Here is a 24,133-nt window from a genome sequence, read left to right on the forward strand (position 1 = left end):
GGGCCGTCTAAACTCTGCTGCGTGGCACTTACCATCGGAATCGTCGGACTGCCCAACGTCGGCAAGTCCACCCTGTTCAACGCTCTGACCCGCGCGACCGTCCTGGCCGCCAACTACCCGTTCGCGACCATCGAGCCGAACGTGGGGGTTGTGCCCCTGCCGGATGCGCGCCTGGACAAGCTCGCCGAGCTGTTCCACTCTGCGAGAGTGGTGCCGGCGACGGTCTCCTTCGTGGACATCGCCGGGATCGTGCGCGGCGCCAGCGAGGGCGAGGGGCTGGGCAACCAGTTCCTGGCCAACATCCGCGAGGCGGACGCCATCTGCATGGTGACGCGCGCCTTCGAGGACCCGGACGTGGTCCATGTGGATGGGAAGGTGGAGCCGGCCGGGGACATTGAGACGATCAGCACCGAGCTGGTGCTGGCGGACATGCAGACCCTGGAGAAGGCGATCCCGCGCCTGGAGAAGGAGGTGCGGGGCAAGAAGACGGAGCCCGTGGTGCTGGAGACGGCGCAGGCGGCCCTCAAGGTCCTGGAGGAGGGGACGCTGCTGTCCGCCGGGGCGCAGGCCGCCGGGATCGACGCGGAGGTGCTCAAGACCTTCCAGCTCATGACCACCAAGCCGTTCATCTACGTGTTCAACATGGACGACGCCGGGATGAGCGACGAGGCCCGCCAGGCCGAGCTGCGTGAGCTGGTGGCGCCGGCGGAGGCGATCTTCCTGGACGCCCAGTTCGAGGCCGAGCTGGTGGAGCTGGAGCCCGAGGAGGCGGCGGAGATGCTGCATGACAACGGGCAGGAGGAATCCGGCCTGGACAAGCTGGCCCGGGTCGGCTTCGACACCCTGGGGCTGCAGACGTACCTGACGGCGGGGGAGAAGGAGTCCCGCGCGTGGACGATCCGCAAGGGCGCGACGGCGCCCCAGGCGGCGGGCGTCATCCACACGGACTTCGAGCGAGGCTTTATCAAGGCCGAGATCGTGAGCTACGACGACCTGGTCCAGTACGGCAGCGTTGCCGAAGCCCGCGCTCACGGCCGAGTGCGCATGGAAGGAAAGGACTACGTCATGGCCGATGGGGACGTGGTGGAGTTTAGGTTTAACGTATAACTCGGCTGCGTAAGCGGTTAGAGACGGGCGAGTGAACGTCTCTAACCCGACTATATGAGGGCGCCTCAGCGGCATAGTCTCTGAGGACCAGAGGCCGACCTGAGGCGCAACACACAGTGTAGCGCGAAACTGAATGATATTCGAGGACGGTTGTGTGAGATGGATCTAGTTAACTGGGTCACACGGGAGCGATTCAACGAATATATGGTTGCAGCCAATCATGATGTTGAAGCAGCACAGGAGCTGTACGAATGGAATGTTGCTGTTTCCGCAGCCTTCTTTGAGGTTATCTCACAGGTTGAGGTGGTGCTGAGGAATGCGGTAGATAAGGCTCTCCGACCGCTTGAGGTTCCGGAGAGTGCTCGGCTGGAAGTCAGTGGTGGATGGTGGTTTGCCAACCCTGCCTTTCTGGACGAAAAGTCCGAACTCACCTACTTTAAAGCTGCGATGGATCACTTAGGAGGAAAAGAAAAGGCGAAATTGGTGACTCGCGACAAAGTGTTTTCGTCGATGACCTTTGGGATTTGGGAAAGTATCTTCGGGCCTTCCCATGAGCAGCTTTTTCGAAGTCACCTTGTCTACGCTTTTCCGAACCGCGACCGTAAGGGGTTCAAGCGTGGTGTAGTTCATAAGAATGTTCGAAGTTTACGAATTCTTCGGAATAGGATAGCGCATCACCAAGCGATTTTTGAACTACCTCTCGAAGAGCGGTTTGAGCAGGCGATGGATCTGATGAGGTGGATCGATCCTGAATTGGAGCAGTGGATTCGCGGACTGTCTCGCGTGCCGGACCTTTTGGATGGAAGGCCTGCTGCGGCGGAATCGATGGCTGTCATTGTGTCGGCTAAAGAGGCGTGGCCTTTTTATGAAGAACATGGAGTATATATCTGCCAGCCTGGCAGATATTTCCGCCAGATTAGCCATATTGGATTCTATTGTGATGGTGCGGTGCAGCGTGAGATTCCCAAGATTATTGAACGTATAGACCGAGTGGCGTGGACCCCAGAAGAAATATATAATCGATTCATGAAGGGGTCTTGGCGCGACTTACGCATTGCTAATATTATCAAGGCTGGTCGCGACTATGGGTGGTCTGATGGTGAATATCAACTTTTCTTTCTGACTCGACGAGATCAGGATGATCGTAACAAAGGGCATGTAACGCTTGACTCTAAACTCCAGAATCGACGCACCGGGCGGGGGAGCGCGTGGGTTCATCGTCAGCGATACGTTAGTGTTACGGCGCTGCGGTCTGCCGTGTCGCTTGCTGATCTCGATCAAAAGTAGTGTTTTGAGTGTGGTAAGGTTTTCCGTGTGAGTTCGGTTCCGGGTGGCGGGAATGAATAAGTCTCGAGGTATTGCCGTGGATGAGCATCTTCTTTGTGGGTGATGCGTTGGCGACGGTCAGATCCGGGCGTGGGTCGATGAGGTGGAGACGGGCAACGACAATTGGCGGCTGCTGAGGCCCGCCGTAGGGTGCCCACCAGCCGAGCGTGGGCCCAGCGTAGTTGCGCAGATCACCTCGCCGAGGAACTGAAGGTTATTCACGCATCTGTCGAAGGTGCTGTGACCTGCGCAGATGCCAGTGTCGGCTAGCCCTGTGAATAAGCCTCACTGTCTGCCACGCCACTCAAGCGTGTTGCAGATGAGGGAGATGCGGAGTGGTCGGTGTCGTTTGACCTGTTGGCAAGCGAAGGACTTGCATCGTTGATGCCGCCTTGCACCAACTGGACGGTTCGTCTTAGCGGTGACACTGCTTTCTGCAATGCGTAGACTTGGCGTATGGAGACTCTGGATGTCGACCGGGTGAGGCTGGACGCGCTGTGCCGTCGCTTCGGGATCGCGCGCCTCGACGTCTTCGGATCCGTCGCTCGTGGAGAGGATGGCCCAGGAAGTGATGTCGATCTTGAGGCTTATTCACAGGGCTAGCCGACGACGGCATCTGCGCAGGTCACAGCACCTTTGACGGATGCCGTGAATAAGCCTCCTTCTCTACGAACTTGCTCAGGGGTGATCGCTCGGTTGGGAGATCGAGGACCTATCGCAGGATCTTGCCGACCTGCTCGGACGCCCCGTCGACTTAGTGTCACGGAAGGCGCTGCACCAGCTGATCCGTGACCAGTTCCTTGCGGACACGAAACAATTTTATGTGGCGGCTTGAATCTCTTTACCTGAGAGAGATGCGGGATGCGATATCCCGCATCGTCACCCTCATTGACGGAGTCCCGGTCGCTAGTGACCTCGAGGACGACCGGGTGAAGGCTGACGCTCCATCTTGGAACTTCACGATTCTTGGAGAGGCGGCGGCGAAGCTGCCTGAGGAGTTTCGTGTAGGTCACCCGGAAATCATCTGGCGTCGATCCATCGGTCTGCGCAATCGAGTCGTGCACGGGTATTGGTCAATCGACGTCGACATCCTGGTGACGACGGCACGCAACGATCTTCCTGAACTCGGCCGGCAACTTGGCGCCCTGTTATCCGGCATGGAGCCGTAGCGAATCGCAACCCCGGAAGTCAGTCGTGCCCTGCCGCCGCCGTCGCCCCGCTCAGGGTGACGCCACGACCGGCTGGCCCTCGCTGGGCCGGATCACCACGGAGCCCGGGCCGTGGAAGGCCAGCTGGAAGGACTCGCCCGAGCCGCGCCCAATGAGAGAACCCAACGTGAAGCTGCTCTTGATCTGCGGCTGCAGGTTCGCCGACCAGCAGGTCGCCGCCTGCGGGGCAGCGAAGGTCGGTTGCCGCGAGCAGTTCAGAAGCATCCGCGGGCTGTCAGAGGGCGGGGCCGTTGTCTGATTCGGTGGTGGTGTCTGGCTGCCGAGTGTTGTGGTAGAGGGGAAGACTCTGCGACCGAGTTTCGTATACGATATTGCCATGGGTGAGCACCTTCTCCACGGACGTCGCGTTAGCGACGAGCAGATCCAGGCCTGGGCTGACGAAGCTGAGGCCGGCTACGACCTTCAACAGCTGCCCCGTCCGACTCCTGGTCGGCCCCCAGTCGGGCGGGGGCCCGGCACGGTTGTGACTGTCCGACTCGACGAGGAGCTTCTTGCTGCGTTGCTGAAGCGCGCCGCTGATGAGGGGATTACGAACCGGTCGGAGGCCGTGCGAGCCGCTGTCAAGCAATGGGCTCATGTCGCTGCCTGATATCCATCGGTCTGCCCGCAAGCACTATGCGACGGACCATCTCGGCGATGAGGATCTGCGCCACGCTTACGGTCATGTGCTGAACTCGCGTCCTCTGGACGATGAGGATGATCCGCGTCGATGGATTGTTCTTGGAGCCGATGAGTCCGGAAGAGTGCTGGAGCTCGTGGTCCTTGTTTTCGACGACGGCTATGAACTGCTGATACATGCCATGAAGGCTCGGAAACAGTTCATGCATGAGATTCACTCAGGTAGTGCCGATCTCTCTGTGATCTGACCGATTCAGGCAGGCTTCACGTTGCCGTTGCGCGGCTACTGGAGTTGCTTACTCCGTCGTTGTCGCCTCGCTCAGGACGACGTCACCTCTGGCTGGCTCAGGCGTCCGAGGGGCGATCTTCAGTTGCCGGAACCGTCGTCCACTCCAAGTTCGCTGAACCGTACGACGAGCAACATCGCCACAACCATTGGTTCAGGCTACGATAGTCGTCATAGTGAACGGGGGAACATGTCGGGCTACAGGATCAACCGTCAGGTGACGGAGTTCGGAGAGCACGTGCGTGGGTGGCGCATGGTGCTCGGCCTGACCGCGCAGCAGGTCTCCGAGCGAGCGGGCATCACCCGTGACACCCTGCGCAAGATCGAGTCGGGCAACCCCAACGTCAGCTTCAATAGCGTCACCCAGGTGCTGCGCGCCCTGGGCATCCTCGACCAGCTTGTCGACGCGGCCGACCCCCTGGCCAGCGACATCGGTCGTCTCCGCGCCGGCCGCCTCACTAGAAAGCGCGCCCGATGACCACTATCGAGATCGACGGGCTCCTGGCTATTGCAAACGACTACCGGCTCACTCAATCGGAGGCGCGGGAGCGAATAAGACGCATCGCTGCGTCCCTGTCAGGATGGCGGGGCCAGGCGCGGGCGAACCGAGTCCCTGAGCGGGAGATCACCATGATGTCCGAGTTCATCGAGCCTCGCCTGGAAGCCCTCACCCGAGCCGCGCACGCCGAGAATTGAAACGGCATCTCGTGAAGCGAATCGGGTATCCCCAGGGGCGCTGAAGGAAGCGTCAGTAGGCTTTGCCCGGCCCAGACTCCGGCCCAGGCCCGGTCGGGCGTAGTCCCGACCTGGCTCGCACGTGGTCGCGTCCCGGAGTGACTGCGTCCCTCTCTTAGGCCAGCCGCAGCCCGCCCACCTCACTCATCCCAGGAAGGGAACCCGGCAGCCTTATGACCATCGAGATGATCGTCGCCCTCATCGGCGCCTCGGTTGTCGCCTACGCGATCGTCAACAGGTTCCGCCTCATGGCCCCAGTACTTCTCATTGCTGCCGGCGTGGGAGTCGCGCTGCTTCCGGTGGGGGAGGAGATGCACCTGCCCAGCACGGTGGTCCTCACGATCTTCCTGCCGATCCTCCTGTACTGGGAGTCGCTGTCCGTCTCCCTCAACCGCATGCGGCGAAGCCTGCGCGGCATCATCCTCAGCGCCACGGTGCTCGTCGCGATCACGGCCGCCCTCATCACCCTCATCGGCGTCCTCACGGGTCTGAGCGTGGGAGCCGCTCTCCTCATCGGGGCCTGCCTCGGCCCCACCGACGCCACCGCCGTCTCCAGCCTGGGACGAGGCATCAACCCCAACGGCCGCACCGTTCTTCAGGCCGAGTCGCTACTCAACGACGGCACCGCGCTGGTCATTTTCACCATCGCCCTCCAGACTGCGCAGGAATCCTCCGGCGTCACGGTCGGCCTCGTCGCCAAGGACATCCTGTTGTCATTCGGCGGAGGAATCGGTGCAGGGGTCCTCGTCGGCGCGGCAGTCACGAAGATCGGCATTCGGGTCCGCACCATCACCGACGACCCCATGCTGGCGACGATCACCGCCTTGGCCACCCCGTTCGTCACCTTCTTCCTCGCTGAGGAGATCGGTGGCTCGGGCGTGCTCGCCGTCGTCACCTGCGACATCGTCATCTCCCGCTTCGCCGCCCCGCACACGTCCCTGGGCTCCCGAGTCCTCGGCATCCTCTTCTGGACGATCCTCACCCACATCCTCAACACCATTCTCTTCGTCATGGTGGGAGTGGCGCTCCCCGGCATCGTCGCTGAGCTCCCTCGCGCCGACCTCGTGCGCGGTCTCATCCTCATCCCCATCATCTACATCGCCATGGTCGCGGGAAGGTTCGCAGGCCAGCACCTCATCATCTACTTCATCCGTGCCCTCGACCGCCGTCCCGAGCAGCGCATGCGCCGCACCAATATCCGCGGCCGCATCGTCTCCACGGTCGCCGGTTTCCGCGGCGCGTTCTCACTGGCGATGGCACTGTCCATCCCCGTCTCCTTCGACGGCGCCGCCTACACCGAGCGCAACCTCATCATCCTCGTCGTCGCCGGCGCGCCCCTCCTGTCCCTCCTCATCCAGGGCATCGCCCTGCCCTACGTGGTCCGCTGGGCCAACGCCAGGCCCTCAGCCGGCGCACAGACCGCCGAGTCAGTCGAGTCGCAGGAGACCGAAGCCCTCGCCGACATCCTCGCCGGCACCATCAGTCAGCTCGATGTCATCGCCGAACGCGGGGGCGTCGACGACGACGCAGCCATCGAGGCGGTGCGCGCCGACTACGCACGTCGTCACGACTCCGTGCTCAACTCGGCCACAGAGAGTGAGGCCGACGTCTATAGCCGCCAAGAGAGTACCCTGCGGCTCGCCATCATCGAGCACCTGCGCGAGCGCGTACACGGCCTGCGCTTCGCCGGCCGCATCGACGACTCCACCGCCTCGCGAGTCAACCGGCGCCTCGATGTCGAGACCCTCCACATCAACGGCCCCCTCGACGTCGAGTAGACCGACTTCCTTGCATCCGGCAAAGCTGCCTCCGACTGGGATCACGTTCCGATGACGGCGGTATTCCAAGGATTTGGGCAGGAGTAGTCTTGCGTCGCCCCAACTCTCGAACATCCCAGAACGGAGCCCATGCGATGACGCATGATGAATCCTCCAACCCGCTCGTGCCTGCCGACGATGCCGTCGAGTCCTCGACCAGCGACGACGAGCCCCTCTCCGACATTGTGTCCGAGCAGGACGAGCAGGCCCAGAAGTTCGCTGCCGAGTTCCTCAAGATGGTCATCCGACTCCGCGGCGTCCAGATCGACCGGGACGACTACCTGCGTCAGGAACTGCGCAAGCTTGGCACTGACGACGACACTATTGCCCTGGCGCTGGAGACCACCCCGGTCCAGGCCGGCCTCACCCTGGCCCAGCTCGACGGTCTTACGGCCGCCACCATCACCTTCGAGACCCGTAAGTCCGCTGCGATCTCGTTCGCTGCTGGGCTGCCGGGAGGTTTTGCGATGCTCGCAACCATCCCCGCCGATGTTACCCAGTACTACGTCCACGCCTTCCGGGTTATGCAGAAGCTCGCCTACATCTACGGCTGGAAGGACTTCCTGGGCGACCTCAACGAGATCGACGACGAGACACTCGGCAAGATGAGTCTCTTCCTGGGGATCATGTTGGGGGTCAGTGGGGCGGCATCATCCCTGACGACCTTCGCCAAGCAGATTGCCCGCCCGGCACTCCAGAAGCAGATCGCCAAGCAGACCCTGACCAAGACCGCCTGGTACGGGCCCATGAAGCAGACGCTCAAGCTCATCGGAATTAAGGTCTCCAAGGACTCCTTCGCCAAAGGTGTCACTAGGACGGTGCCCGTGATCGGCGGCGTCATCTCCGGCGGGATGACGCTTGTGGCGCTTAAATCCCAGTCAACCCGCCTGCACAAGCACCTGCGCGAGATACCCCCGCCGGGTGTCGACGCCGCTGAATACCTCGCTGCACTTGACGACCTGGGCGCCCAGGCCGATGAGCCCCGTGTGCTTACCGCCGCACGGGAGAAGGTTAAGGGTGCCACCGACGAGGCGTCCGCCTGGGTCAAGGGGGCAGGCGGCTCGCTGCTGCGCAAGGTCCAGCGACAGCCTTCCGACCAGTGACATCGATCGCTCCGCGCTGCTCGCTTCACCAGAGTGTGTCCAACAAGTACCTGCGGTCATGTCACCCCGCCTGAACCTCGCCGGCTCACCTCACTGGATGTGAACGTCGGTGGCGCACGCATGGTGAAGTAGTTGGGCTCCCCTGCCGGCGGCTCCGGCAGCTCTCGCCACCTTGCCACCATCCGAGGCGAAGGGACCGATACGATATTCCAATGCCGTGTGAAACCAGTGGAATGGCGGTGACCGTCAGTGCCGATGAAGCAAGCCGGACGCTGCCGGTGCTCATCGACCGCATCGCCACCAGTCACCATGCCGTCGAGATCGTCTCGAGCAACGGCCGATCGGTTCTCATGCCTGCCGACGAGTACACGAGCTGGCAGGAGACCGCCTACCTCTTCCGGTCTCCCAAGAACGCTCGCCGTCTGCTCGACGCATACGAACGGGCTCTCACGGACTCTCGCGCTCGAACCCGACCTCATTGCAGCGGCGCTGGAAGGAGCCGGTGTCCAAATCGGTGACAAAGGCGCCTCGGTGTCGTCAGTGCGGGAGAACAAACGTTGGAATTATGCGGTTTCTTCTCGCCCGTTCTGCTCTGTTCCAGGCCTTTGTCACCGATTTGGACATCGCCGGGCGTCTCGTTGGTGAGGGCGGAGGGCTGCTGGGGCCCTTCAGCAACTCCGGGTCCACCTGGGCTCGATCCGCACCAGCTCACCTCGCCGGAGGTGCGCATCGGTCACGCACGCTGTCTGCGTTGTCTACGCCACCGACTGCAGCGGCACGATGCTGTCGAGCTGCTCGCGCAGGGCCCGGCGCTCAAGCCTGAGCTCGTAGTGGCTCTGCAAGTTCATCCACAGCTCGGCAGATGTGCCGAAGTACTTGGCCAGTCGTACAGCGGTGTCCGCAGTGATGCCGCGCTTGCCGTGCACGATCTCGTTGATGCGACGCGGGGGCACGCCGATGGCCGTGGCGAGCTTGTTCTGGGTGATCCCGAACCCCTCAATGAAGTCCTCCATGAGGACCTCGCCCGGGTGAATCGGGTCGATCCGGTCAGCGTCAGTGGTAGTCGGCGAGCTCGACATCATCCGCACCTCCTTCATGCCAGGTGAAACAGAGTCGCCACTGGGCGTTGACCCGAATGCTGAACTGGCCACGTCGATCGCCAGTCAGCCGCTCAAGCCGGTTGCCCGGTGGGATGCGCAGGTCTTCGACATCGGCTGCTGCGTGCAGAAGCTCCAGTTTGCGTAGCACGGCGGGCTGGAGCGACTTGTCAAGGGCGCGAACGTATTCCTCGCGCCACACTCGCTGGGTCGCCTTGTCCGCGAAGGACCTGATCACAACGACAGGGTATAACGGAGGTCGTTAATAACGCTAGTAGTTAACAGCGGGAGCAGGAAGGCGATGTTGAGCCGGGTGTGTGAGTGCGTCAGCGAACGCTGACGCCATCGGATCGTCTGCAGTGACGGCCGATGGCTTCATCCAGGGGGCCACGGTCGGTCCTCCTGTGTCATGGAAGTGGTTCAGTGTCCAAATCGGAGACAAAGGAGTCCCGGTGTCGTCCGCTCAAGCGAACAAACGTTGGAATCATGCGGTTTCTTCTCGTCCGTTCTGCTCTGTTCCAGGCCTTTGTCACCGATTTGGACATCGCCGGGCGTCCTGCGCCTGAGGAAGGCCGGGCGCCGCAGAGGCGGCCGGCGCCGCCGAGCAGGACAGCACTGAGGGGTGGGACGCGCCGGCGTCCCACCCCTCAGTCAGCGCTCAGAGCCGGATCGAGCCGGCTCATCGTGTGTTCAGCTCTTCGCGCGACGAGCCCACAGCAGCAGGTACCCGCCGACTACCGCGACACCCGCAAGGCCCAGGACCAGCAGCGCGTTGGTTCCGGTGCGAGACAGCCTGCTCCCGGCCTTCGCCGCCTGCGTCGGCGAAGCGCTCGGCGCGCTGGCGCCACCGGTCGGCTGCGCCATGGCCCCGTCAGTCGGCCGATCGATCTCATCGGGCTTCATACCCGGCTTCGAGGTCGCCGCCGCGCTCCGGCTCGGTGCCGGGCTCGCGCTCGACGACGGCTTACCCGACGGCGCCCGACCCGTCGCACCCGGCTTGGGGGCCGAGCTCGGCTGCGCACCCGGCTTCTTTGACGGCGCAGCGCTGGGCTGCGTGCCCGGCGCCTGCGTGGTCTCAGCAGAAGGCGCCGCCGTCGGGGCCTGCGTTGGCTCAGCGCTCGGAGCAGACGACGTCTCCGGTGTGGGCGCAGCGGTCGGTCCGGCGCTCGGCTCGGGCGCGGAGCTCGGTGCCGGTGTGGGCTCCGTGCTCGGGGCGGTCGTGGGCTCCGGAGCCGGGGCGCTGCTCGGCTCGGGCGCAGAGGACGGTGCCGGTGTGGGCTCCGTGCTCGGCGCGGCCGACGGGGTCGGCTTCTCCGACGGAGCCGGCGTCGGTGTCGGCGCCGGGCTCGGCTCCGGCTGCTTCTGGCCGCACTGCTCGCCGAGCCAGTTCATCGTGAAGTTGCGGTACCAGATGCCGCCGTAGTTGGTACCGCCATGGGCGTCCTCGCTGAGCAGGCCGATGCTCCCGTCGGACTGCACCGCGATCGTCGTGTAGCCGACGAAGGGCTCGTGGAAGACCTTGCCGGTCTTCCAGGAGGCGCCGTCGTCGCAGGACATCGAGATGGTGCCGCGGTCGCGCGACCATGGCTTCGGGTTCGGCGAGTGGCTCAGCAGCAGCACCTTGGCGCGCGGGTCGTCCGGGGCGGCGTTGGGGAAGGCCCGGATGATCTGGGCGTTGTCCACCGAGTCGGGCAGGTTCTGGTCGGAGACCGGCTCGCTCCAGGTCTGCCCGCCGTCGGTGGAGCGGGCAACCTTGCGGAAGCCGGAGCTGTCCGAGGCGCGCGAGTTGAGCATGAGGGAGCCGTCGGAGAGCTCGACGACCTTGTTCTCATCCATGCCGGTCCCGGTGGGCTGGCCGGCCTGCCAGGTCTTCCCGTGGTCGTCGGAGTAGACCGAGACCGCCTGCACTGCGCCGTCGGCGGTCCTGATCGTGTACTGCTGCACCAGGCGCCCGGCGTGAGGGCCGTGCTGAATCTGGATGCCCTGGCCCGAGGCCGCGAAGCGCGCGGTCCACGGGTTGTCCTTCGTGATGTCCGCGGTGATGGTGCGGTGCGTCCAGGTCCAGCCGTTGTCCGTGGAGGTCGACACCTCGGCCTGGATGACGCCCCGGTTCTCCGGGTCGGTGCCGCCGCGCGAGCCGCCCCAGCCCTGGTCGTAGGACTTGACGTGGAAGTTGAAGATCGTGCCCGTCTGGTGGTCGACGACGTAGCTCGGGTCGGAGTAGCCGACCTTCTTACCGGTCTCCGTGCCCTGGTGGATGTAGGTGGGCGCCGACCAGGTCTTGCCGCCGTCGGTGGAGCGGCGCTGGACGATGTGGTTCGGGTTGGGGGCGTCACCGCCGCCGTTGCCGTTGTCCTTCGGCCGCTCGTCGTAGGAGATGAGCAGGTCCCCGTTGGGGGCGGTGGTGATCGCCGGGATACGGTAGTTGTCGGTGGCCGTGTTGGCGGCCAGGTGCTGGGCCTGGCTCATCGCGGCCGGCAGCTCCGTGCTCGCGTCGGGCGCCGGCGCGGGCGTGGCCTGCGGGTGGTCGCCGACGACGTTGATCGGGTTGCCGGTGGCGGTGAGCGTCTGGAGGGTGGCGCCGTCGGTGCCGGTGGCCGTCAGGGTGATCGACGGCGTCCAGCGGCCGGCGTCGACGTCGGCCTGCGTGATCGTGTGGGTGAGCGCCTTGCAGTTGTAGACGGCGCCCTTGCCCGGCTTGAGGTTCGACCAGTGGCACTGGCGGTCCAGGTCATCGAAGGAGGACTCGGTGGCGGCGACGTTGATCGTCTTATCCGACACCGAGCGCACGCGCACCGTGTAGCTGACGGTGTCGCCCAGCTTGTAGTTCTCCTTGCTCGTCGACGGCGTGATCGACTCGACCCGCAGCGCGGCGGCCTTGATCGGGCTCGTCGCGCCGCTGATCGTCTCCGGGGTGCTGAGGGCCGGACCGGCGTACTCCACGGCCTTGACCTCGTAGGCGATCTGCGGGGTGAAGCCGCCGGCCTTGACGTCCTCGGCGGTCACCGTGTGCGTGGCCAGGCCGGTGCAGTCGGTCTTGGTCGTCCCGGCCGGGACATTGCGCCACCGGCACTTGGAGACGTTCCCGGACAGGTTCGTCGAGGCCGGGGCGTAGGAGTGGGCCTCACCGCTGGTGTTGGTGAGGGTGATGTTGAAGGTCATGACGTCGCCGACGGAGTAGAGCCCGTCCGCTGGCGCGTTCACCTGCGTGATGGTGATGTCGGCCAGGCCGTCAGTCGTGGGGGTGGCGTGCGCCGGGGGCGCCGCGACGATCAGGCCGGTGGCGGCCAGTGGCAGGGAGCTCAGGAGGGCGGGCAGGCGCCTCCGGGAAAAAGGACTGTGTGATGTCATAGGTGTTCCGTTCTAGGGAGCCGAGGCGGCCTTGCCTTCAACAGGAGAGCGTAGACGGCAGATGTCAGACGTCTCACGACAAGGTAACGGAGGATCTCGATTCTGCAAAGTCGGGCGAGTCGTCGGAGGCCGACCGATCGGTCCTCGACGGCGCGGTGCGTCCCGCACACTTCGACAAGAACTTCAAAATCGACCCGGAGCCGCGTCGTTTTTGAAGAAAATGTCGATGTCTATGCCCCGGCCAGGAAGTCGCGCAGGATCGCGTCCATCTGCTCGGCCTCGATGAGGAAGCCGTCGTGCCCGTGCAGGGAGCTGATCGTCTCGCGCCTCGCGCCGGGGATGCCTCCGGCCAGCTCCTCGGCCTGGGCGGGCAGGAAGAGCCGGTCGGAGTCCACGTCCACCACGAGCGTGCGCGCCCGCACGCTCGCCAGCGCCGCCTCGATGCCGCCGCGCCCCGTGCCGACGTCGTGCACCATCATCGAGTGGGTGACGATGAGGTAGGTGTTGGCGTCGAAGCGCGCCAGCAGCTTGCCGGCGTGGTAGTCCAGGTAGGACTCCACCTGGTAGCGCCCGCCCACCGCCGGGTCCTCCTCGCCCTGGTGGTGCCGCCCGAAGCGCTCATCGAGCTCGGCGGCGCTGCGGTAGGTCGTGTGCGCCAGCGCCCGCGCCAGCCCCAGCCCCCGCACCGGCCCCACCGAGTGGGAGTAGTAGTCGCCGTCGAAGAAGAAGGGGTCGGCCACGATCGCCAGCTCCTGCAGGTGGCACCAGGCCAGCTGGTCGGCGGTCGTCGAGGCGCCGGTGGCCACCAGCGCCAGGTTGCGCACCCGCTGCGGGTGGGTGACCCCCCACTCGATCGCCCGGTGCCCGCCCAGCGAGGCCCCGATGACCAGGTGGAAGACCTCGATCCCCAGGGCGTCGGCCAGGCGCGCCTCGGCCTCAACGGCGTCGCGCGTGGTCAGCCACGGGAAGCGCGACCCCCAGGGGCGCCCGTCCGGCGCCGTCGACGACGGCCCCGTCGAGCCCTGGCAGCCGCCCAGGATGTTGGCCGCCACCACGAAGTAGCGCTCGGTGTCGATGGCCCGCCCGGGCCCCACCAGATCCGACCACCAGCCCGGCGTCGGGTGCCCGGGCCCCGCCTCGCCGGTGACGTGGGAGTCGCCGGTGAGCGCGTGCAGCACGAGGACCGCGTTGTCGCGCTGCGGGCTCAGCTCCCCCCAGGTCTCGAAGGCCAGGACCGTGTTGGGCAGGACCTCCCCGGACTCCAGGGGCAGGTCCCCGATCTCCAGGAACCGGCGGCGCCCCGGCTCGTCGCCGGGCCGCCAGGCGCCCGTGGGGGATCCGGCCTTGCGGTCCACCAGCTTGGAGGAGGCCGTGCCCACGCCGAAGGCGGCCGGCTCGGTCTGGGTGCCGCCGCTGGAGACGGGATAGGAGGAGGACGTGGTCGCACTCATGACAGGCCGCCTCAGGCCCCGGCCGCCGCGCCCGCCCCGGCGGCCCGGGCCGCGGCCAGGCCGCGCTCGAGGTCGGCCAGGATGTCGTCGATGTGCTCGATCCCCACGCTCAGGCGCACGGTCCCGGCGCCGATCCCGGCCGCGGCCAGGCCGGCGTCGTCGAGCTGGGAGTGCGTCGTGGTGGCCGGGTGGATCGCCAGCGAGCGCACGTCCCCGATGTTGGCCAGGTTGGAGAACAGGCTCAGGGCGTCGATGAAGGCCGCCCCCGCCTCGCGCCCACCGGCCAGGTCGAAGGTGAGGATCGAGCCCGCCCCGCGCGGGCAGTACTTGCGGTGCCGCTCGTAGTAGGGGCTGGAGGCCAGCCCCGAGTAGCGCACGGAGGCGACGTCGTCGCGCCCCTCCAGCCAGGTGGCCACCGCCAGGGCGTTGTCCACGTGCCGCTCCATGCGCAGCGAGAGCGTCTCGATGCCCTGGGCGATGAGGAAGGCCGAGTGCGGCGCCAGCGCGAAGCCGAGGTCGCGCTGGCCCTCGGCGCGCGCCTTGAGGATGAAGGCCAGGTTCGCGCCCAGCGGGCTGCCCACCCCCAGGTCCCGGGCGTAGACCAGGCCGTGGTAGGACTCGTCGGGCGTGTTGAAGCCCGGGAAGCGCTCGGGCTGGGCCGCGAAGTCGAAGCTGCCGGAGTCCACGATGACGCCCGCCACGGACGAGCCGTGCCCGCCCAGGAACTTCGTCGCCGAGGCCACCACGATGTCGGCGCCCCACTCGAAGGGGCGGGTCAGGAACGGCGAGGCCACCGTGTTGTCCACGACCAGCGGGATGCCCAGCTCGTGCGCGGCCGCCGAGATCGCCTCGATGTCGAGGATGTCGCCGCGCGGGTTGGGGATCGTCTCCCCGAAGAAGGCGATGGTGCGCTCGTCGGCCAGCGCCGTCCAGGCCGCCGGGTCGCCCGGGTCGTCCACGAAGCGGGCCTCGATGCCCAGGCGCGGCAGGGTGTGGGTGAGCAGGTTCGTGGTGCCGCCGTACAGGGACGGCGAGGCCACGATGTTGTCCCCGGCCCCGCCCAGCGTCACGAGGGCCAGGGTCGTGGCCGCCTGCCCCGACGACGTCAGCAGCGCCCCGACACCGCCCTCCAGCGCCGCGATCCGCTGCTCGACGATGTCATTGGTGGGGTTGTTCAGGCGCGTGTAGATCGGCCCCAGGTCGCTCAGGGCGAAGCGGGCGGCCGCCTGCTCGGAGGACTCGAAGACGTAGGAGGAGGTCTGGTAGATCGGGATGGCCCGGGCGTGGGTGGGCTCGGACATCGGGTCGTGCCCGGCCTGGACCTGCTTGGTCTCGAAGCGCCAGCCCGCCGGGCTGGTGGGGGAGGGGGCCGGCTGCGCGCTCTGGGGGGCGGCCTGGGCGGGGGCGGTGGGGTGCTGGTCGGTCATGAGGGCTCCTTGGTGGTTCCCGGTGGCCGGCGGCGATGTCAGCGTCACGAGCGGTGCCTCGTCGCGCCGGCGGTTGCGGCGCGCTGGTGGGCGGCTGCCTGGGGCCCGCTGCGCCCGGCGTCGGAGCCGGCCCGGCAGCAGGAGAGGGGCGAGGTGTCGTGGCGCTGAGTCGTCCGCCGTCACCGTTGCTGCAACTTCTGCGATGGTGCGGGGTGAGGGCGGGGACGCGCACGTGGGCCGACGGCGGCGTGCGCGTCAGCTGCGCATTCGCCCCGTGGTGGGGGTGCCCGGCCGAAGGGCCTCAGGACGACGGAACATGCTCCGACTTTAGCGGTTTCCTCCGCGGGTGGTCCAAACGGGTGTCCGCCATGCGGCCGCGGTGAGGGCTCGAGGAGGGTGCGGCGTCGGCGCAGGGCCTTCGCGGCGTCCCCTGCCAAGGGGTGGTGCCGGCCTGATCGCGGGCCTCCCGTCAACGACGATCCGGCCGTTTCAACCCACGGTGACCTGCACAAACGGTCATTTGTGCCGGATGTCATATCGGTCACAGTCATGTGACGACGGCGGAGAGCCCCGTCAGCGCAAGCACAACCCGCTAACTACAGGGGTGTAAGTTACGATTGTGAATAGTGTGAATTTTGTTTCCATATGGGGCCAAAGCGACTAGTGTGGCTATGTCGCATCCGGGCTGACGCTGCCTGCCGTCTTCGTCCCCTCATCCGCTCCGCGCCCCCGTGATCTCGCGGAACGGATCCCGACGGCGGGCCGGCGCCGGTCCCCGGGTGAGGCGCCATCCTCACGTTCAGTCCCATCACGACGGAGAACCCCAGTGAGCCCGATCCCCCCAAGACGGCACGGATACGGTGTCGTCGCCACCGCAGTGGTGGCCCTGGCATGCACCCTGGCGCCATCGGTGCTGGCCGACCCCGTGGACCAGAGCGACATCGATCGCTCCAAGGCCTCCGAGCGCTCGACCTCCACCTCCATCGCCTCCCTGGAGGCCCAGCTCGCCCAGGAGAGCAGCAACCTGGAGGAGGCTCAGATCAAGGCTCAGGTCGCCAACGAGGACTACCTGACCGCCGTCGACGAGCTCAACACGGCCACCAAGGACGCCCAGACCGCCCAGGCCAACGCCGACGCCGCCGCCTCCAGCACCGCCACGGCCCGCTCCGACCTCGGCTCGATCGTCGTCCAGACCTACCAGGAGAGCGGCAACCCGCTCGACCCGCTCACCCCCTACCTCACCAGCGAGTCGCTGGCGGACCTGGCCGACGCCGATGTCGCCCTGACCCGAGCCGGCGAGAAGAACAACGCCAAGGTCCAGAACGTCGAGGCCCTCGAGGCGGTGGCCGCGAGCATGCAGACCATCGCCGACCAGAAGGTCAAGGCCAAGGAGACCGCCACGACCGCCGCCGCGACCGCCAAGTCCGACGCCGAGGCCGCCGCCAACGACGCCCAGAACGCCGTCACCACCACCCGCACCAACCGCCAGAACCTCATCGCCCAGCTGGCCGCCCAGCGCAACACCACCGTCGAGCTGGAGACGAAGTACCAGAACCAGGTCGAGGCCGAGCGCAAGGCCCGCGAGGAGGCCGCCGCCCAGGCAGCCGCCAAGGCGGCCTCGGAGAAGGCCGCCGCCGACCGCGCTCAGAAGCAGGCCGAGCAGCCCGCCGCCCAGCCCCAGGAGTCGGCACCCGCTCCCCAGGAGCAGTCGAGCCGGCCCAGCCCGGGCCACCAGTCATCCGCCCAAGAGCCCGCCACCACCTCCCAGCCGGAGCCCGAGGCGGCCGATGAGGAGGAGGCCGCCCCCTCTCCCGCCCCCGCCCCCGCCCCGGCGCCGGCGCCTGAGCCCGCGCCGTCGCGCTCCGGCAACGCCGCCTCCACCGCCATCAACGCGGCCATGGGCTACATCGGAACCCCCTACGTGTGGGCCGGGGAGTCGGCGTCGGGCCTGGACTGCTCGGGACTGACGATGGTCTCCTACGCGGCCGCCGGCGTGTACCTCACGCACTCCTCGCGCGTGCAGTACGGGGAGGGCTCCCAGGTCCCGCTCGACACCGCCCAGCCCGGGGACCTGGTCTTCTGGTCCTCCGACGGCAGCCAGTCCGGCATCTACCACGTCGCCATCTACTTGGGCGACGACATGATGATCGAGGCGCCGACCTTCGGCATGACCGTGCGCGTCACCCCCATGCGCTACTCCGGCGTCATGCCCTACGCGGTGCGCTTCTAACGCTGGGGCGGGGCGGAGCATATGTTGCCACCCCGCCCCGCCTCGTGCGGTTGGTTCGCGTCAGTGGCCGTCGCGGGCGACTCGGTCGGCCTCGCGCTGGAAGGACTGGCGGATCTCCTCCTCGGCCTCCTCGCGTCCCACCCAGTGGGCGCCCTCGACGGACTTGCCGGGCTCGAGGTCCTTGTAGACCTCGAAGAAGTGCTGGATCTCCAGGCGGTGGAACTCTGAGACGTCCTCGATGTCGGTACGCCAGGAGGCGCGCTGGTCGGCGCTGGGCACGCACAGGACCTTGTCGTCGCCGCCCTTCTCGTCACGCATGCGGAACATGCCCAGCGCGCGGCAGCGGATGACGCAGCCGGGGAAGGTCGGCTCCTCCAGCAGGACCAGCGCGTCGAGGGGGTCGCCGTCCTCACCGAGGGTTCCGTCGATGTAGCCGTAGTCGTCGGGGTAGCGCGTCGAGGTGAAGAGCATGCGGTCCAGGCGGATCCGGCCGGTCTCGTGATCGATCTCGTACTTGTTGCGGTTGCCCTTGGGGATCTCAATCGTGACGTCGAACTCCACGGGGAGCCTCCTTCGCTCGTGTCTTCAGCTCGTTGGGCGCTGGAACGGTGCCTGCTGGTCGGCGTCGATCCGGCGGGGCGGGTATTGATGGCACTAGTGTGGCGCACGACAGCGCCTGAGGTCGGTAAACGCGTACTCTGCACGTCGGTGCACCGGTGGCGGTAACCTCCTGGGCGCCCCACCCACCTGATATACAGGCCATCCCAGCCTGTCCACAACCCAGTCCGGAGGACGTATGCGCAAGGTCCAGACCGCTGCCCTGACAGCGGCGAGCCTGCTGGTTTTCGGCGGCTACTACAGCCTGGGCGATGCTCTCGACCTGCTGCCCGGCCCGGTGACGGTAGCCTACGCCGACGTCGCCCCCCGGCCCTTCCCGACGCCGGTCGGCCCCAGCGTCAAGACCGCCGCCCCCTCCGGCCTGGATCAGGGGGCTCCCGCGCCCTCCAAGAACGCCCTGAGCGGCTACGCCCAGGGCGTGGCCTCCGACGCCGCCCTGACCGGGGGGAACGTGACGGCCTCCGTCATCGACGTCGCCACCGGCGAGGAGCTGCTGGACCGCTCGGCCGCCACCGGGGTGACGCCGGCCTCCACCAACAAGGTGCTCACCGCCTGGGCCGCCCTGTCCTCCATGGGGCCGGGGCACACCCTTCAGACCAAGGCCGTCCTGGAGGGGCAGACCCTCACCCTCGTGGGCGGCGGTGACGTGCTGCTGGCCGAGAACGAGGGCGACCCGAGCGCCACGGCCGGCCACGCGGGCCTGGGCGACCTCGCCCGCGCCACCGCTGAGAAGCTCAAGTCCCAGGGGACGACGTCGGTCACCCTGCACCTGGACGACACCCTGTTCACCGGCGCCCAGTGGAACGAGAAGTGGGAGGCCGGCAACGAGCAGTACGTGGCCAAGATCCAGCCGATCATGGTGGATGTCTCGGCCACCCAGAACCAGGGCTACCCGGAGGACCCGGCCATGGGGGCCGCCCAGGCCTTCGCCAAGCACCTGAGCGAGGCCGGCATCACGGTCGACGGCGAGCCGACGCGCGCCGCAGCCTCCGGCGGGGCCCGGGAGGTGGCCTCGGTCTCCTCCGCCCCACTGTCCGACATCCTCGCCCTGTCGCTGAAGACCTCCGACAACACGATGACCGAGGTCGAGGGGCGGCTCGTGGCCGCGCACGCCAAGGAGACCACCGACTTCGCCGGGGCCTCCAAGGCCGTGCTCGCCCAGCTGGGCAAGGACGGCTTCGACACCTCCGGGGCGACGCTCCTGGACTCCTCGGGGCTGGCCAAGGGCAACAAGGTCCCCGCCAGGCTCCTGGCCCAGATCCTCGCCAAGGCCGCCGGAGGCCAGGGCGGCTCGGCCGGACGCACCCTCATCGCCGATCTGCCCGTCGCCGCCCTGGACGGGACCCTGGACCACCGCCTGCACGACACCGCCGCCGCCGGGACGGTGCGCGCCAAGACCGGCTCACTGGAGCAGACCTCCGCCCTGGCCGGGGTCGTCACCACCGCCGACGGGCGCCAGCTGGCCTTCGCGGTCCTGACCAACGGCTTCCCCGCCAACGGCGGCGGGGCGGCCGCGGCCGCAATCGACAACCACTTCGTGGCGCCCCTGGCCTCCTGCGGCTGCTCGTGAGGGGCGCGGCGGCGTGTGCGGCGCAGCGGCGAAGGGCAGGGGCTCGGGCAGCCCGGTGAACTCGGCGAGAAAGGTGTCACGGTGACGACCCAGGGCACAGCGGCGGGACTCGTCGACTGGCGGACGGTGGAGCGCCTGAGCGCGCTCATCCCGGCGGGCCCCAGCGCCTCGCGCTCGGCGCGCGCCAGCTCGGTGGCGGTCCTGCGCCGCTCCGCCCAGGAGGCGCCGGCCTGGGTCGCCAGGATCACCGGCCTGAACCGGGCGGCCCAGCAGGTCGCCGAGTCCACGCGCGTGAGCGTCGTCGACCGGGCCGGGCTCGTACGCGCCTCCACCCGGGCGCTGCGCGGCCTCATGGAGCAGGTGCCCGCCCCACGGGCCTCGGAGACGATCCAGCTCGTCGGGGCCGCCGAGGTCGCTGGGGCGATGAGTCTGCTCGCCACCCGGCTCCTGGGGCAGGTGGTGCCCGCGGCCCCGAGCAGACCCCACGGCCACGGGACCGGTACCGCTGACCCCGCAGGCGAGGGGGCCGACGCCGTGGCGCCCGCCACCGCGCCGGCCCGTGACGTGACGACAGACACAGGCTGGGATGGGGCGGCGTCGCCGCACCTCCTGCTCGTGGCCCCCAACGTGCTGGCGGTGCGCCGCCAGATGGACCTGGACATGCTCGACCTGCCCGCCTGGGTCTGCCTGCACGAGATGACCCACGCCGTCCAGCTTGCCGCCGCGCCCTGGCTCGGCCCCTACCTGTCGGACTCCATGCGCACGGTGATCGGCGCCGTCGTCGAGGCCGTGTACGGGGGCGCCGACGGTGCCGGGGGCGCCAGTCCGCGAGGGCGAGGGAGTCGGCCGCGGCGAGGCCGGGCGGTGCGCCTTGCGGCGCGCGCCGGCCGAGGGCGGGTGCTCGAGGGTCTGATGAACGTCACGGATCGCGCCGAGGTCGCCTTCCTGGCGGCCGCGCTGACCTTCCTGGAGGGGCACGCCGAGGTGGTCCTCGATGACGTGCACCCCAACCGGATGCCCTCGGTCCACCGGCTTCGGGCCGTGCTCTCGCGCAGCCGCGCGGCCGACGGCGGCATCGGCCCCGGCCCCGGCCTGGGCTCGCTCCTGCTGCACCGGCTCATGGGCCTGGAGGCCAAGGAGGCCCAGTACGCCGACGGCGCCGCCTTCGTGCGCAGCGTCGTGACCCGTGTCGGGCACGAGGGGCTCAACGCCGTGTGGACTGATCCCGAGCTGCTGCCCACGCCGGCTGAGCTTGCCCGCCCCGACGTGTGGGTGCGTCGCGTCAGCTGAAGTGCCAGGCCGCGGCCCGGTGTGGCAGGCTTATGGCGTCGGCGCGGACCGGTGGCCTCCCCGGCCCCGGTGAGCCCGCGCAGCCATGACGACGCATGAGGAAGGCAGGGCGTATGGACGCCACGGACATGGGATCGGACCTTCAGCAGGTTCTCATCACCGAGGAGCAGATCGGGCAGCGCCTCGATGAGATGGCCGCGCAGATCGACGCGGACTACGCCGGTCGCGACCCTCTGCTCGTGGGCGTGCTCAAGGGGGCCGTCTACGTCATGGCGGACTTGTCACGCCGGCTGCACATGAGCGCCCCGATGGACTGGATGGCGGTGTCCTCCTACGGCTCGGGCACCAAGTCCTCCGGCGTGGTGCGCATCCTCAAGGACCTGGACACCGACGTCACCGACCGCCACATCCTCATCATTGAGGACGTCATCGACTCCGGGCTGACCCTGTCCTGGCTGCTGGGCAACCTGTCCTCCCGCGGCGCGGCCTCGGTGGAGATCGCCACGCTGCTGCGCAAGCCCGACGCCGCCAAGGTCGAGGTGGATGTCAAGTACGTCGGCTTCGATATTCCTACGGAGTTCGTCGTCGGCTACGGGCTGGACTACGCCGAGCGGTACCGCAACCTGCCGTTCATCGGTACGCTGCGCCCTGAGGTCTACGGGGGTTGACTGATCCAGGTCAACCTTGACGCTACCTGAGGGAAAGACGGAAAAATAACGGGATGTGGCGCCTGAGTGCCGTCGCCGGGCGGCGGTCAAGGGGCCCGCGAACTGCGATGTGCCCCCTTTTCAAGGTGGGCGGAGTCGCGTACGTTACGTTAGGATAACAAGTGCAGGTCGCCGGTGGATGCCCCTCCCGGCGGGTGACGTGGAAGGACTATTGGTAACAGTGAAGAAGACTGTGCGTCGACGCGCTCCGAGGCTGGTTGGTCTCGCCGGTGCGGTGGTGCTGTCGTCCTCGCTGAGCATCCCCATGATGGCTCCGGTGTCCGCGGAGCCGACCTCCGGCAACACGTTTAATACGGTTGCTGAGATGGCGCAGGTCAGTGGTGCTTCGGGCACTCTGACCACCCTCGGTGACGAGGCGCCCGGTGATGGTGGCGGCCTGACCTACAACGTGGAGGGCGTCAGTCCCGGGGGCGCGTTGGGCGCCGTCTCGGTCATGCTGGCTGATGGCCAGTGGGCCGTGCCGCAGGGGCTCCCCGCCTCTCCGGCCGCCGGCCCGGATGGCGCCGCCGCCAACGACGTGGTGGCCCGGACCCAGTCCTTCGTCAACGCCGGAGGGTCCTTGGTGTCGGATGCGTCGCGTCCTACGCCGCTGTCGGGGGCGAATGCGCGTGCCAGTGGCCCCGCCCCGTACGCGATCACGTCCTCGGCCCTGGTAGGCATGGTGCTCTCCGGCTGGGACTACTCGCACACCACGTATGCGGCGGACCAGAACACCCAGGTCGGCTACCGGGCCGACGTCGGGCAGGACCTTTCCGGGAGCTGGAAGCCGGACGACCTGGCCGGCTGGTTCCACTCCCAGGGGCGTCTGTGGCTGAACACGGACGGCTCGATCAGCCCCGGGGACATTGTCTTCTTCTCCAACCCCCTGTCCGGGGGGCAGGGTGGTTCCGGCTCGGCTCCCGCCCAGTCCACGGTGTTCGGGAACGTCTACGACGTCGGCATCTATGTCGGCAACAACCAGGTTGTGCGGGCCTCGACCGGCACCGCCCAGGCGCAGACCCTGGATGCGCAGATGATGGCTGAGGTGGCTTTGGTGGCGCGCCCGCAGTGGTCCGCTCCTGCTGGTGGCGCGGCCGCGCCTGCGGATCAGCAGCGCGCCGGTGGCGGTGCGGGCGCAGGTGGCGGTGCGACGCCGGCCCCGGCGGCCTCGGCGTCGGCCTCGTCCCAGGCGAGGGCTCAGCAGGGCCCGGCTGCGGGGGCCCCGTCCTCCAATGGCGGCTCGGTGCCGGATGGCGCGAGCGCCGGCTCGCAGTCCTCGGGTGGGGCCGGGGGCGGCGACCGCAACGAGGTCGTGGTGGGTGCTGGTAGCAGCCAGGACGCGAAGGGGCGCACGAGCGCCGCTGAGCGGCCTTCCGCCCAGAGTGTTCGGGAGCGGTGGTTGCCGGTGACGGGTGTGGCGATCGGTGTGCTGTCCGTGGCGGCGATCCTGCTGTCCGGCGGCCTCGTCATCCTGCGTCTGCGCCGCGTCTGAAGCGGGGGCGGCGCGCGGGGCGGCTTGGGCCGCCGCCCGGCCGCCTGGTCGCATGACTGCCTGCCCGCTCGTGGGCGGGCGAGGAATGAGCGGCGAGTGGGCGGTCGTCGAGTTTCTCGGGGCCGCCCGTTTTTGTCTGCGTCTGCTTGGCCGGCTCCTGCGGTAGAGGCGTTTTGGCTGCGTGACGTTTCCTGGAATCTTGCGAGCTCACCTGGCACGAATCCACCTGGGGTGGAGGTCTTGGTTGCCGTCGAGGAGGACGGCGCCCGTGGTGGCGGGGTGGTTCGGGGCGACTCGGAGGTCCTGTTCAAGGGACTGGCGGTCGGACGACCGTTTTCCGGCGCTGTTGGCAGCTGCCGCACGGCAAGCCCCGTGAATAGGCGCTTCTGGTGCTGAGGGCTTTCTGACAGAACCCCGACGCGACGGCAACGTCGCCTTGTACTCCGTCTTAATGCACCTTCTGGTGCTGGGTGCTTTCTGACTTTGAAAGGAACCCTCATGACTGAGACCACCGACAGTCTTAATGCACCTTCTGGTGCTGGGTGCTTTCTGACGGGAGTGCGCTGAAGCTTTCCTCAGTGAGGACTGAAGTCTTAATGCACCTTCTGGTGCTGGGTGCTTTCTGACACAGCATCATCCAGTCGTTCACACAGGTATGGAGCATGTCTTAATGCACCTT

23 protein-coding genes are annotated in these 24,133 nt (G+C 67.4%); 16 read left to right on the forward strand and 7 right to left on the reverse strand.

The window, feature by feature from the left end; genetic code table 11:
• Positions 1–21: 21 nt before the first annotated feature.
• The 4 genes from ychF to BKH32_RS00255 all read left to right on the forward strand — a co-directional run bounded on the left by ychF (position 22) and on the right by BKH32_RS00255 (position 3,602).
• Positions 22–1,107: a redox-regulated ATPase YchF gene (gene ychF / locus BKH32_RS00240; RefSeq protein WP_075248083.1), complete on the forward strand. Its 1,086-nt coding sequence runs from the start codon at positions 22–24 to the stop codon at positions 1,105–1,107.
• Between the two features lie 159 nt (positions 1,108–1,266).
• The gene (locus tag BKH32_RS00245; RefSeq protein WP_081376628.1) at positions 1,267–2,394 is read left to right on the forward strand and encodes an Abi family protein; all 1,128 of its coding nucleotides are present in this window, start codon (positions 1,267–1,269) and stop codon (positions 2,392–2,394) included.
• Between the two features lie 495 nt (positions 2,395–2,889).
• Positions 2,890–3,036: a nucleotidyltransferase domain-containing protein gene (locus BKH32_RS14670; protein WP_218638448.1), complete on the forward strand. Its 147-nt coding sequence runs from the start codon at positions 2,890–2,892 to the stop codon at positions 3,034–3,036.
• 185 nt (positions 3,037–3,221) lie between these two features.
• Complete coding sequence (locus tag BKH32_RS00255; protein WP_218638449.1) at positions 3,222–3,602, forward strand: HepT-like ribonuclease domain-containing protein; 381 nt, start codon at positions 3,222–3,224, stop codon at positions 3,600–3,602.
• A 51-nt stretch (positions 3,603–3,653) separates the two neighbouring features.
• On the opposite strand, the gene BKH32_RS00260 is transcribed toward BKH32_RS00255, so the two are convergent.
• The gene (locus tag BKH32_RS00260; protein WP_075248086.1) at positions 3,654–3,866 is read right to left on the reverse strand and encodes an AIM24 family protein; all 213 of its coding nucleotides are present in this window, start codon (positions 3,864–3,866) and stop codon (positions 3,654–3,656) included.
• A gap of 112 nt (positions 3,867–3,978) precedes the next feature.
• Here BKH32_RS00260 and BKH32_RS00265 point away from each other — a divergent pair, with 112 nt between their 5' ends.
• The 7 genes from BKH32_RS00265 to BKH32_RS13395 all read left to right on the forward strand — a co-directional run bounded on the left by BKH32_RS00265 (position 3,979) and on the right by BKH32_RS13395 (position 8,739).
• A complete protein-coding gene (locus BKH32_RS00265) occupies positions 3,979–4,251 on the forward strand; it encodes a ribbon-helix-helix protein, CopG family (protein WP_075248087.1) in 273 nt (90 codons plus the stop codon).
• Entirely contained in the window at positions 4,238–4,528 is a 291-nt protein-coding gene (locus tag BKH32_RS00270) for a toxin (protein ID WP_075248088.1), read from the forward strand. The genes BKH32_RS00265 and BKH32_RS00270 overlap by 14 nt, the downstream gene beginning before the upstream one ends.
• A gap of 255 nt (positions 4,529–4,783) precedes the next feature.
• A complete protein-coding gene (locus tag BKH32_RS00275; RefSeq protein ID WP_010614411.1) occupies positions 4,784–5,044 on the forward strand; it encodes a helix-turn-helix domain-containing protein in 261 nt (86 codons plus the stop codon).
• The gene (locus BKH32_RS00280; RefSeq protein ID WP_178384514.1) at positions 5,041–5,262 is read left to right on the forward strand and encodes a hypothetical protein; all 222 of its coding nucleotides are present in this window, start codon (positions 5,041–5,043) and stop codon (positions 5,260–5,262) included. The genes BKH32_RS00275 and BKH32_RS00280 overlap by 4 nt, the downstream gene beginning before the upstream one ends.
• Positions 5,263–5,474: 212 nt before the next feature.
• Complete coding sequence (locus BKH32_RS00285; RefSeq protein WP_075248089.1) at positions 5,475–7,079, forward strand: Na+/H+ antiporter; 1,605 nt, start codon at positions 5,475–5,477, stop codon at positions 7,077–7,079.
• Positions 7,080–7,213: 134 nt separating this feature from the next.
• Positions 7,214–8,221: a hypothetical protein gene (locus BKH32_RS00290; protein ID WP_075248090.1), complete on the forward strand. Its 1,008-nt coding sequence runs from the start codon at positions 7,214–7,216 to the stop codon at positions 8,219–8,221.
• A gap of 233 nt (positions 8,222–8,454) precedes the next feature.
• The gene (locus BKH32_RS13395; RefSeq protein ID WP_256690136.1) at positions 8,455–8,739 is read left to right on the forward strand and encodes a type II toxin-antitoxin system Phd/YefM family antitoxin; all 285 of its coding nucleotides are present in this window, start codon (positions 8,455–8,457) and stop codon (positions 8,737–8,739) included.
• 237 nt (positions 8,740–8,976) lie between these two features.
• On the opposite strand, the gene BKH32_RS00300 is transcribed toward BKH32_RS13395, so the two are convergent.
• The 5 genes from BKH32_RS00300 to BKH32_RS00320 form a co-directional block, all read right to left on the reverse strand.
• A complete protein-coding gene (locus BKH32_RS00300) occupies positions 8,977–9,300 on the reverse strand; it encodes a HigA family addiction module antitoxin (RefSeq protein ID WP_075248092.1) in 324 nt (107 codons plus the stop codon).
• A complete protein-coding gene (locus tag BKH32_RS00305) occupies positions 9,275–9,556 on the reverse strand; it encodes a type II toxin-antitoxin system RelE/ParE family toxin (protein ID WP_075248093.1) in 282 nt (93 codons plus the stop codon). The genes BKH32_RS00300 and BKH32_RS00305 overlap by 26 nt, the downstream gene beginning before the upstream one ends.
• Positions 9,557–10,008: 452 nt before the next feature.
• The gene (locus BKH32_RS00310) at positions 10,009–12,669 is read right to left on the reverse strand and encodes a sialidase family protein (protein ID WP_075248094.1); all 2,661 of its coding nucleotides are present in this window, start codon (positions 12,667–12,669) and stop codon (positions 10,009–10,011) included.
• A gap of 230 nt (positions 12,670–12,899) precedes the next feature.
• Entirely contained in the window at positions 12,900–14,120 is a 1,221-nt protein-coding gene (metX, locus tag BKH32_RS00315) for a homoserine O-acetyltransferase MetX (protein WP_075248095.1), read from the reverse strand.
• Positions 14,121–14,131: 11 nt separating this feature from the next.
• A complete protein-coding gene (locus BKH32_RS00320) occupies positions 14,132–15,547 on the reverse strand; it encodes an O-acetylhomoserine aminocarboxypropyltransferase/cysteine synthase family protein (RefSeq protein WP_075248096.1) in 1,416 nt (471 codons plus the stop codon).
• 826 nt (positions 15,548–16,373) lie between these two features.
• On the opposite strand from BKH32_RS00320, the gene BKH32_RS00325 reads away from it, so the two are divergent.
• Positions 16,374–17,777, forward strand: coding sequence for an NlpC/P60 family protein (locus BKH32_RS00325; RefSeq protein ID WP_081376629.1), 1,404 nt, complete (start codon positions 16,374–16,376; stop codon positions 17,775–17,777).
• Between the two features lie 60 nt (positions 17,778–17,837).
• Here BKH32_RS00325 and BKH32_RS00330 read toward each other — a convergent pair whose 3' ends face one another.
• A complete protein-coding gene (locus tag BKH32_RS00330) occupies positions 17,838–18,338 on the reverse strand; it encodes an inorganic diphosphatase (protein WP_075248097.1) in 501 nt (166 codons plus the stop codon).
• Positions 18,339–18,573: 235 nt separating this feature from the next.
• Here BKH32_RS00330 and dacB point away from each other — a divergent pair, with 235 nt between their 5' ends.
• The 4 genes from dacB (at position 18,574) to BKH32_RS00350 (ending at position 23,454) form a co-directional block, all read left to right on the forward strand.
• Positions 18,574–19,965 (forward strand): D-alanyl-D-alanine carboxypeptidase/D-alanyl-D-alanine endopeptidase, encoded by a 1,392-nt coding sequence (gene dacB, locus BKH32_RS00335; protein ID WP_075248098.1) that lies wholly within the window; start codon positions 18,574–18,576, stop codon positions 19,963–19,965.
• A gap of 81 nt (positions 19,966–20,046) precedes the next feature.
• Positions 20,047–21,255, forward strand: a complete 1,209-nt coding sequence (locus tag BKH32_RS00340; RefSeq protein ID WP_075248099.1) for a zinc-dependent metalloprotease — start codon at positions 20,047–20,049, stop codon at positions 21,253–21,255.
• A gap of 113 nt (positions 21,256–21,368) precedes the next feature.
• On the forward strand, positions 21,369–21,923 hold the full coding sequence (hpt, locus tag BKH32_RS00345; protein WP_075248100.1) for a hypoxanthine phosphoribosyltransferase: 555 nt from the start codon (positions 21,369–21,371) through the stop codon (positions 21,921–21,923).
• A gap of 220 nt (positions 21,924–22,143) precedes the next feature.
• Positions 22,144–23,454: a hypothetical protein gene (locus BKH32_RS00350; protein WP_256690132.1), complete on the forward strand. Its 1,311-nt coding sequence runs from the start codon at positions 22,144–22,146 to the stop codon at positions 23,452–23,454.
• The last annotated feature ends 679 nt before the right edge of the window (positions 23,455–24,133 follow it).

It is taken from the genome of Actinomyces oris, from assembly GCF_001929375.1.
Taxonomy (GTDB): domain Bacteria; phylum Actinomycetota; class Actinomycetes; order Actinomycetales; family Actinomycetaceae; genus Actinomyces; species Actinomyces oris_B.

Coding starts and splice junctions, on each gene's coding strand:
- BKH32_RS00245 (WP_081376628.1), top strand. CDS start 1,267: ATGGATCTAGTTAACTGGGTCACACGGGAGCGATTCAACGAATATATG.
- BKH32_RS14670 (WP_218638448.1), top strand. CDS start 2,890: ATGGAGACTCTGGATGTCGACCGGGTGAGGCTGGACGCGCTGTGCCGT.
- BKH32_RS00260 (WP_075248086.1), bottom strand. CDS start 3,866: ATGCTTCTGAACTGCTCGCGGCAACCGACCTTCGCTGCCCCGCAGGCG.
- BKH32_RS00265 (WP_075248087.1), top strand. CDS start 3,979: ATGGGTGAGCACCTTCTCCACGGACGTCGCGTTAGCGACGAGCAGATC.
- BKH32_RS00270 (WP_075248088.1), top strand. CDS start 4,238: ATGTCGCTGCCTGATATCCATCGGTCTGCCCGCAAGCACTATGCGACG.
- BKH32_RS00280 (WP_178384514.1), top strand. CDS start 5,041: ATGACCACTATCGAGATCGACGGGCTCCTGGCTATTGCAAACGACTAC.
- BKH32_RS00285 (WP_075248089.1), top strand. CDS start 5,475: ATGACCATCGAGATGATCGTCGCCCTCATCGGCGCCTCGGTTGTCGCC.
- BKH32_RS00290 (WP_075248090.1), top strand. CDS start 7,214: ATGACGCATGATGAATCCTCCAACCCGCTCGTGCCTGCCGACGATGCC.
- BKH32_RS13395 (WP_256690136.1), top strand. CDS start 8,455: ATGGCGGTGACCGTCAGTGCCGATGAAGCAAGCCGGACGCTGCCGGTG.
- BKH32_RS00300 (WP_075248092.1), bottom strand. CDS start 9,300: ATGTCGAGCTCGCCGACTACCACTGACGCTGACCGGATCGACCCGATT.
- BKH32_RS00310 (WP_075248094.1), bottom strand. CDS start 12,669: ATGACATCACACAGTCCTTTTTCCCGGAGGCGCCTGCCCGCCCTCCTG.
- metX (WP_075248095.1), bottom strand. CDS start 14,120: ATGAGTGCGACCACGTCCTCCTCCTATCCCGTCTCCAGCGGCGGCACC.
- BKH32_RS00320 (WP_075248096.1), bottom strand. CDS start 15,547: ATGACCGACCAGCACCCCACCGCCCCCGCCCAGGCCGCCCCCCAGAGC.
- dacB (WP_075248098.1), top strand. CDS start 18,574: ATGCGCAAGGTCCAGACCGCTGCCCTGACAGCGGCGAGCCTGCTGGTT.
- hpt (WP_075248100.1), top strand. CDS start 21,369: ATGGACGCCACGGACATGGGATCGGACCTTCAGCAGGTTCTCATCACC.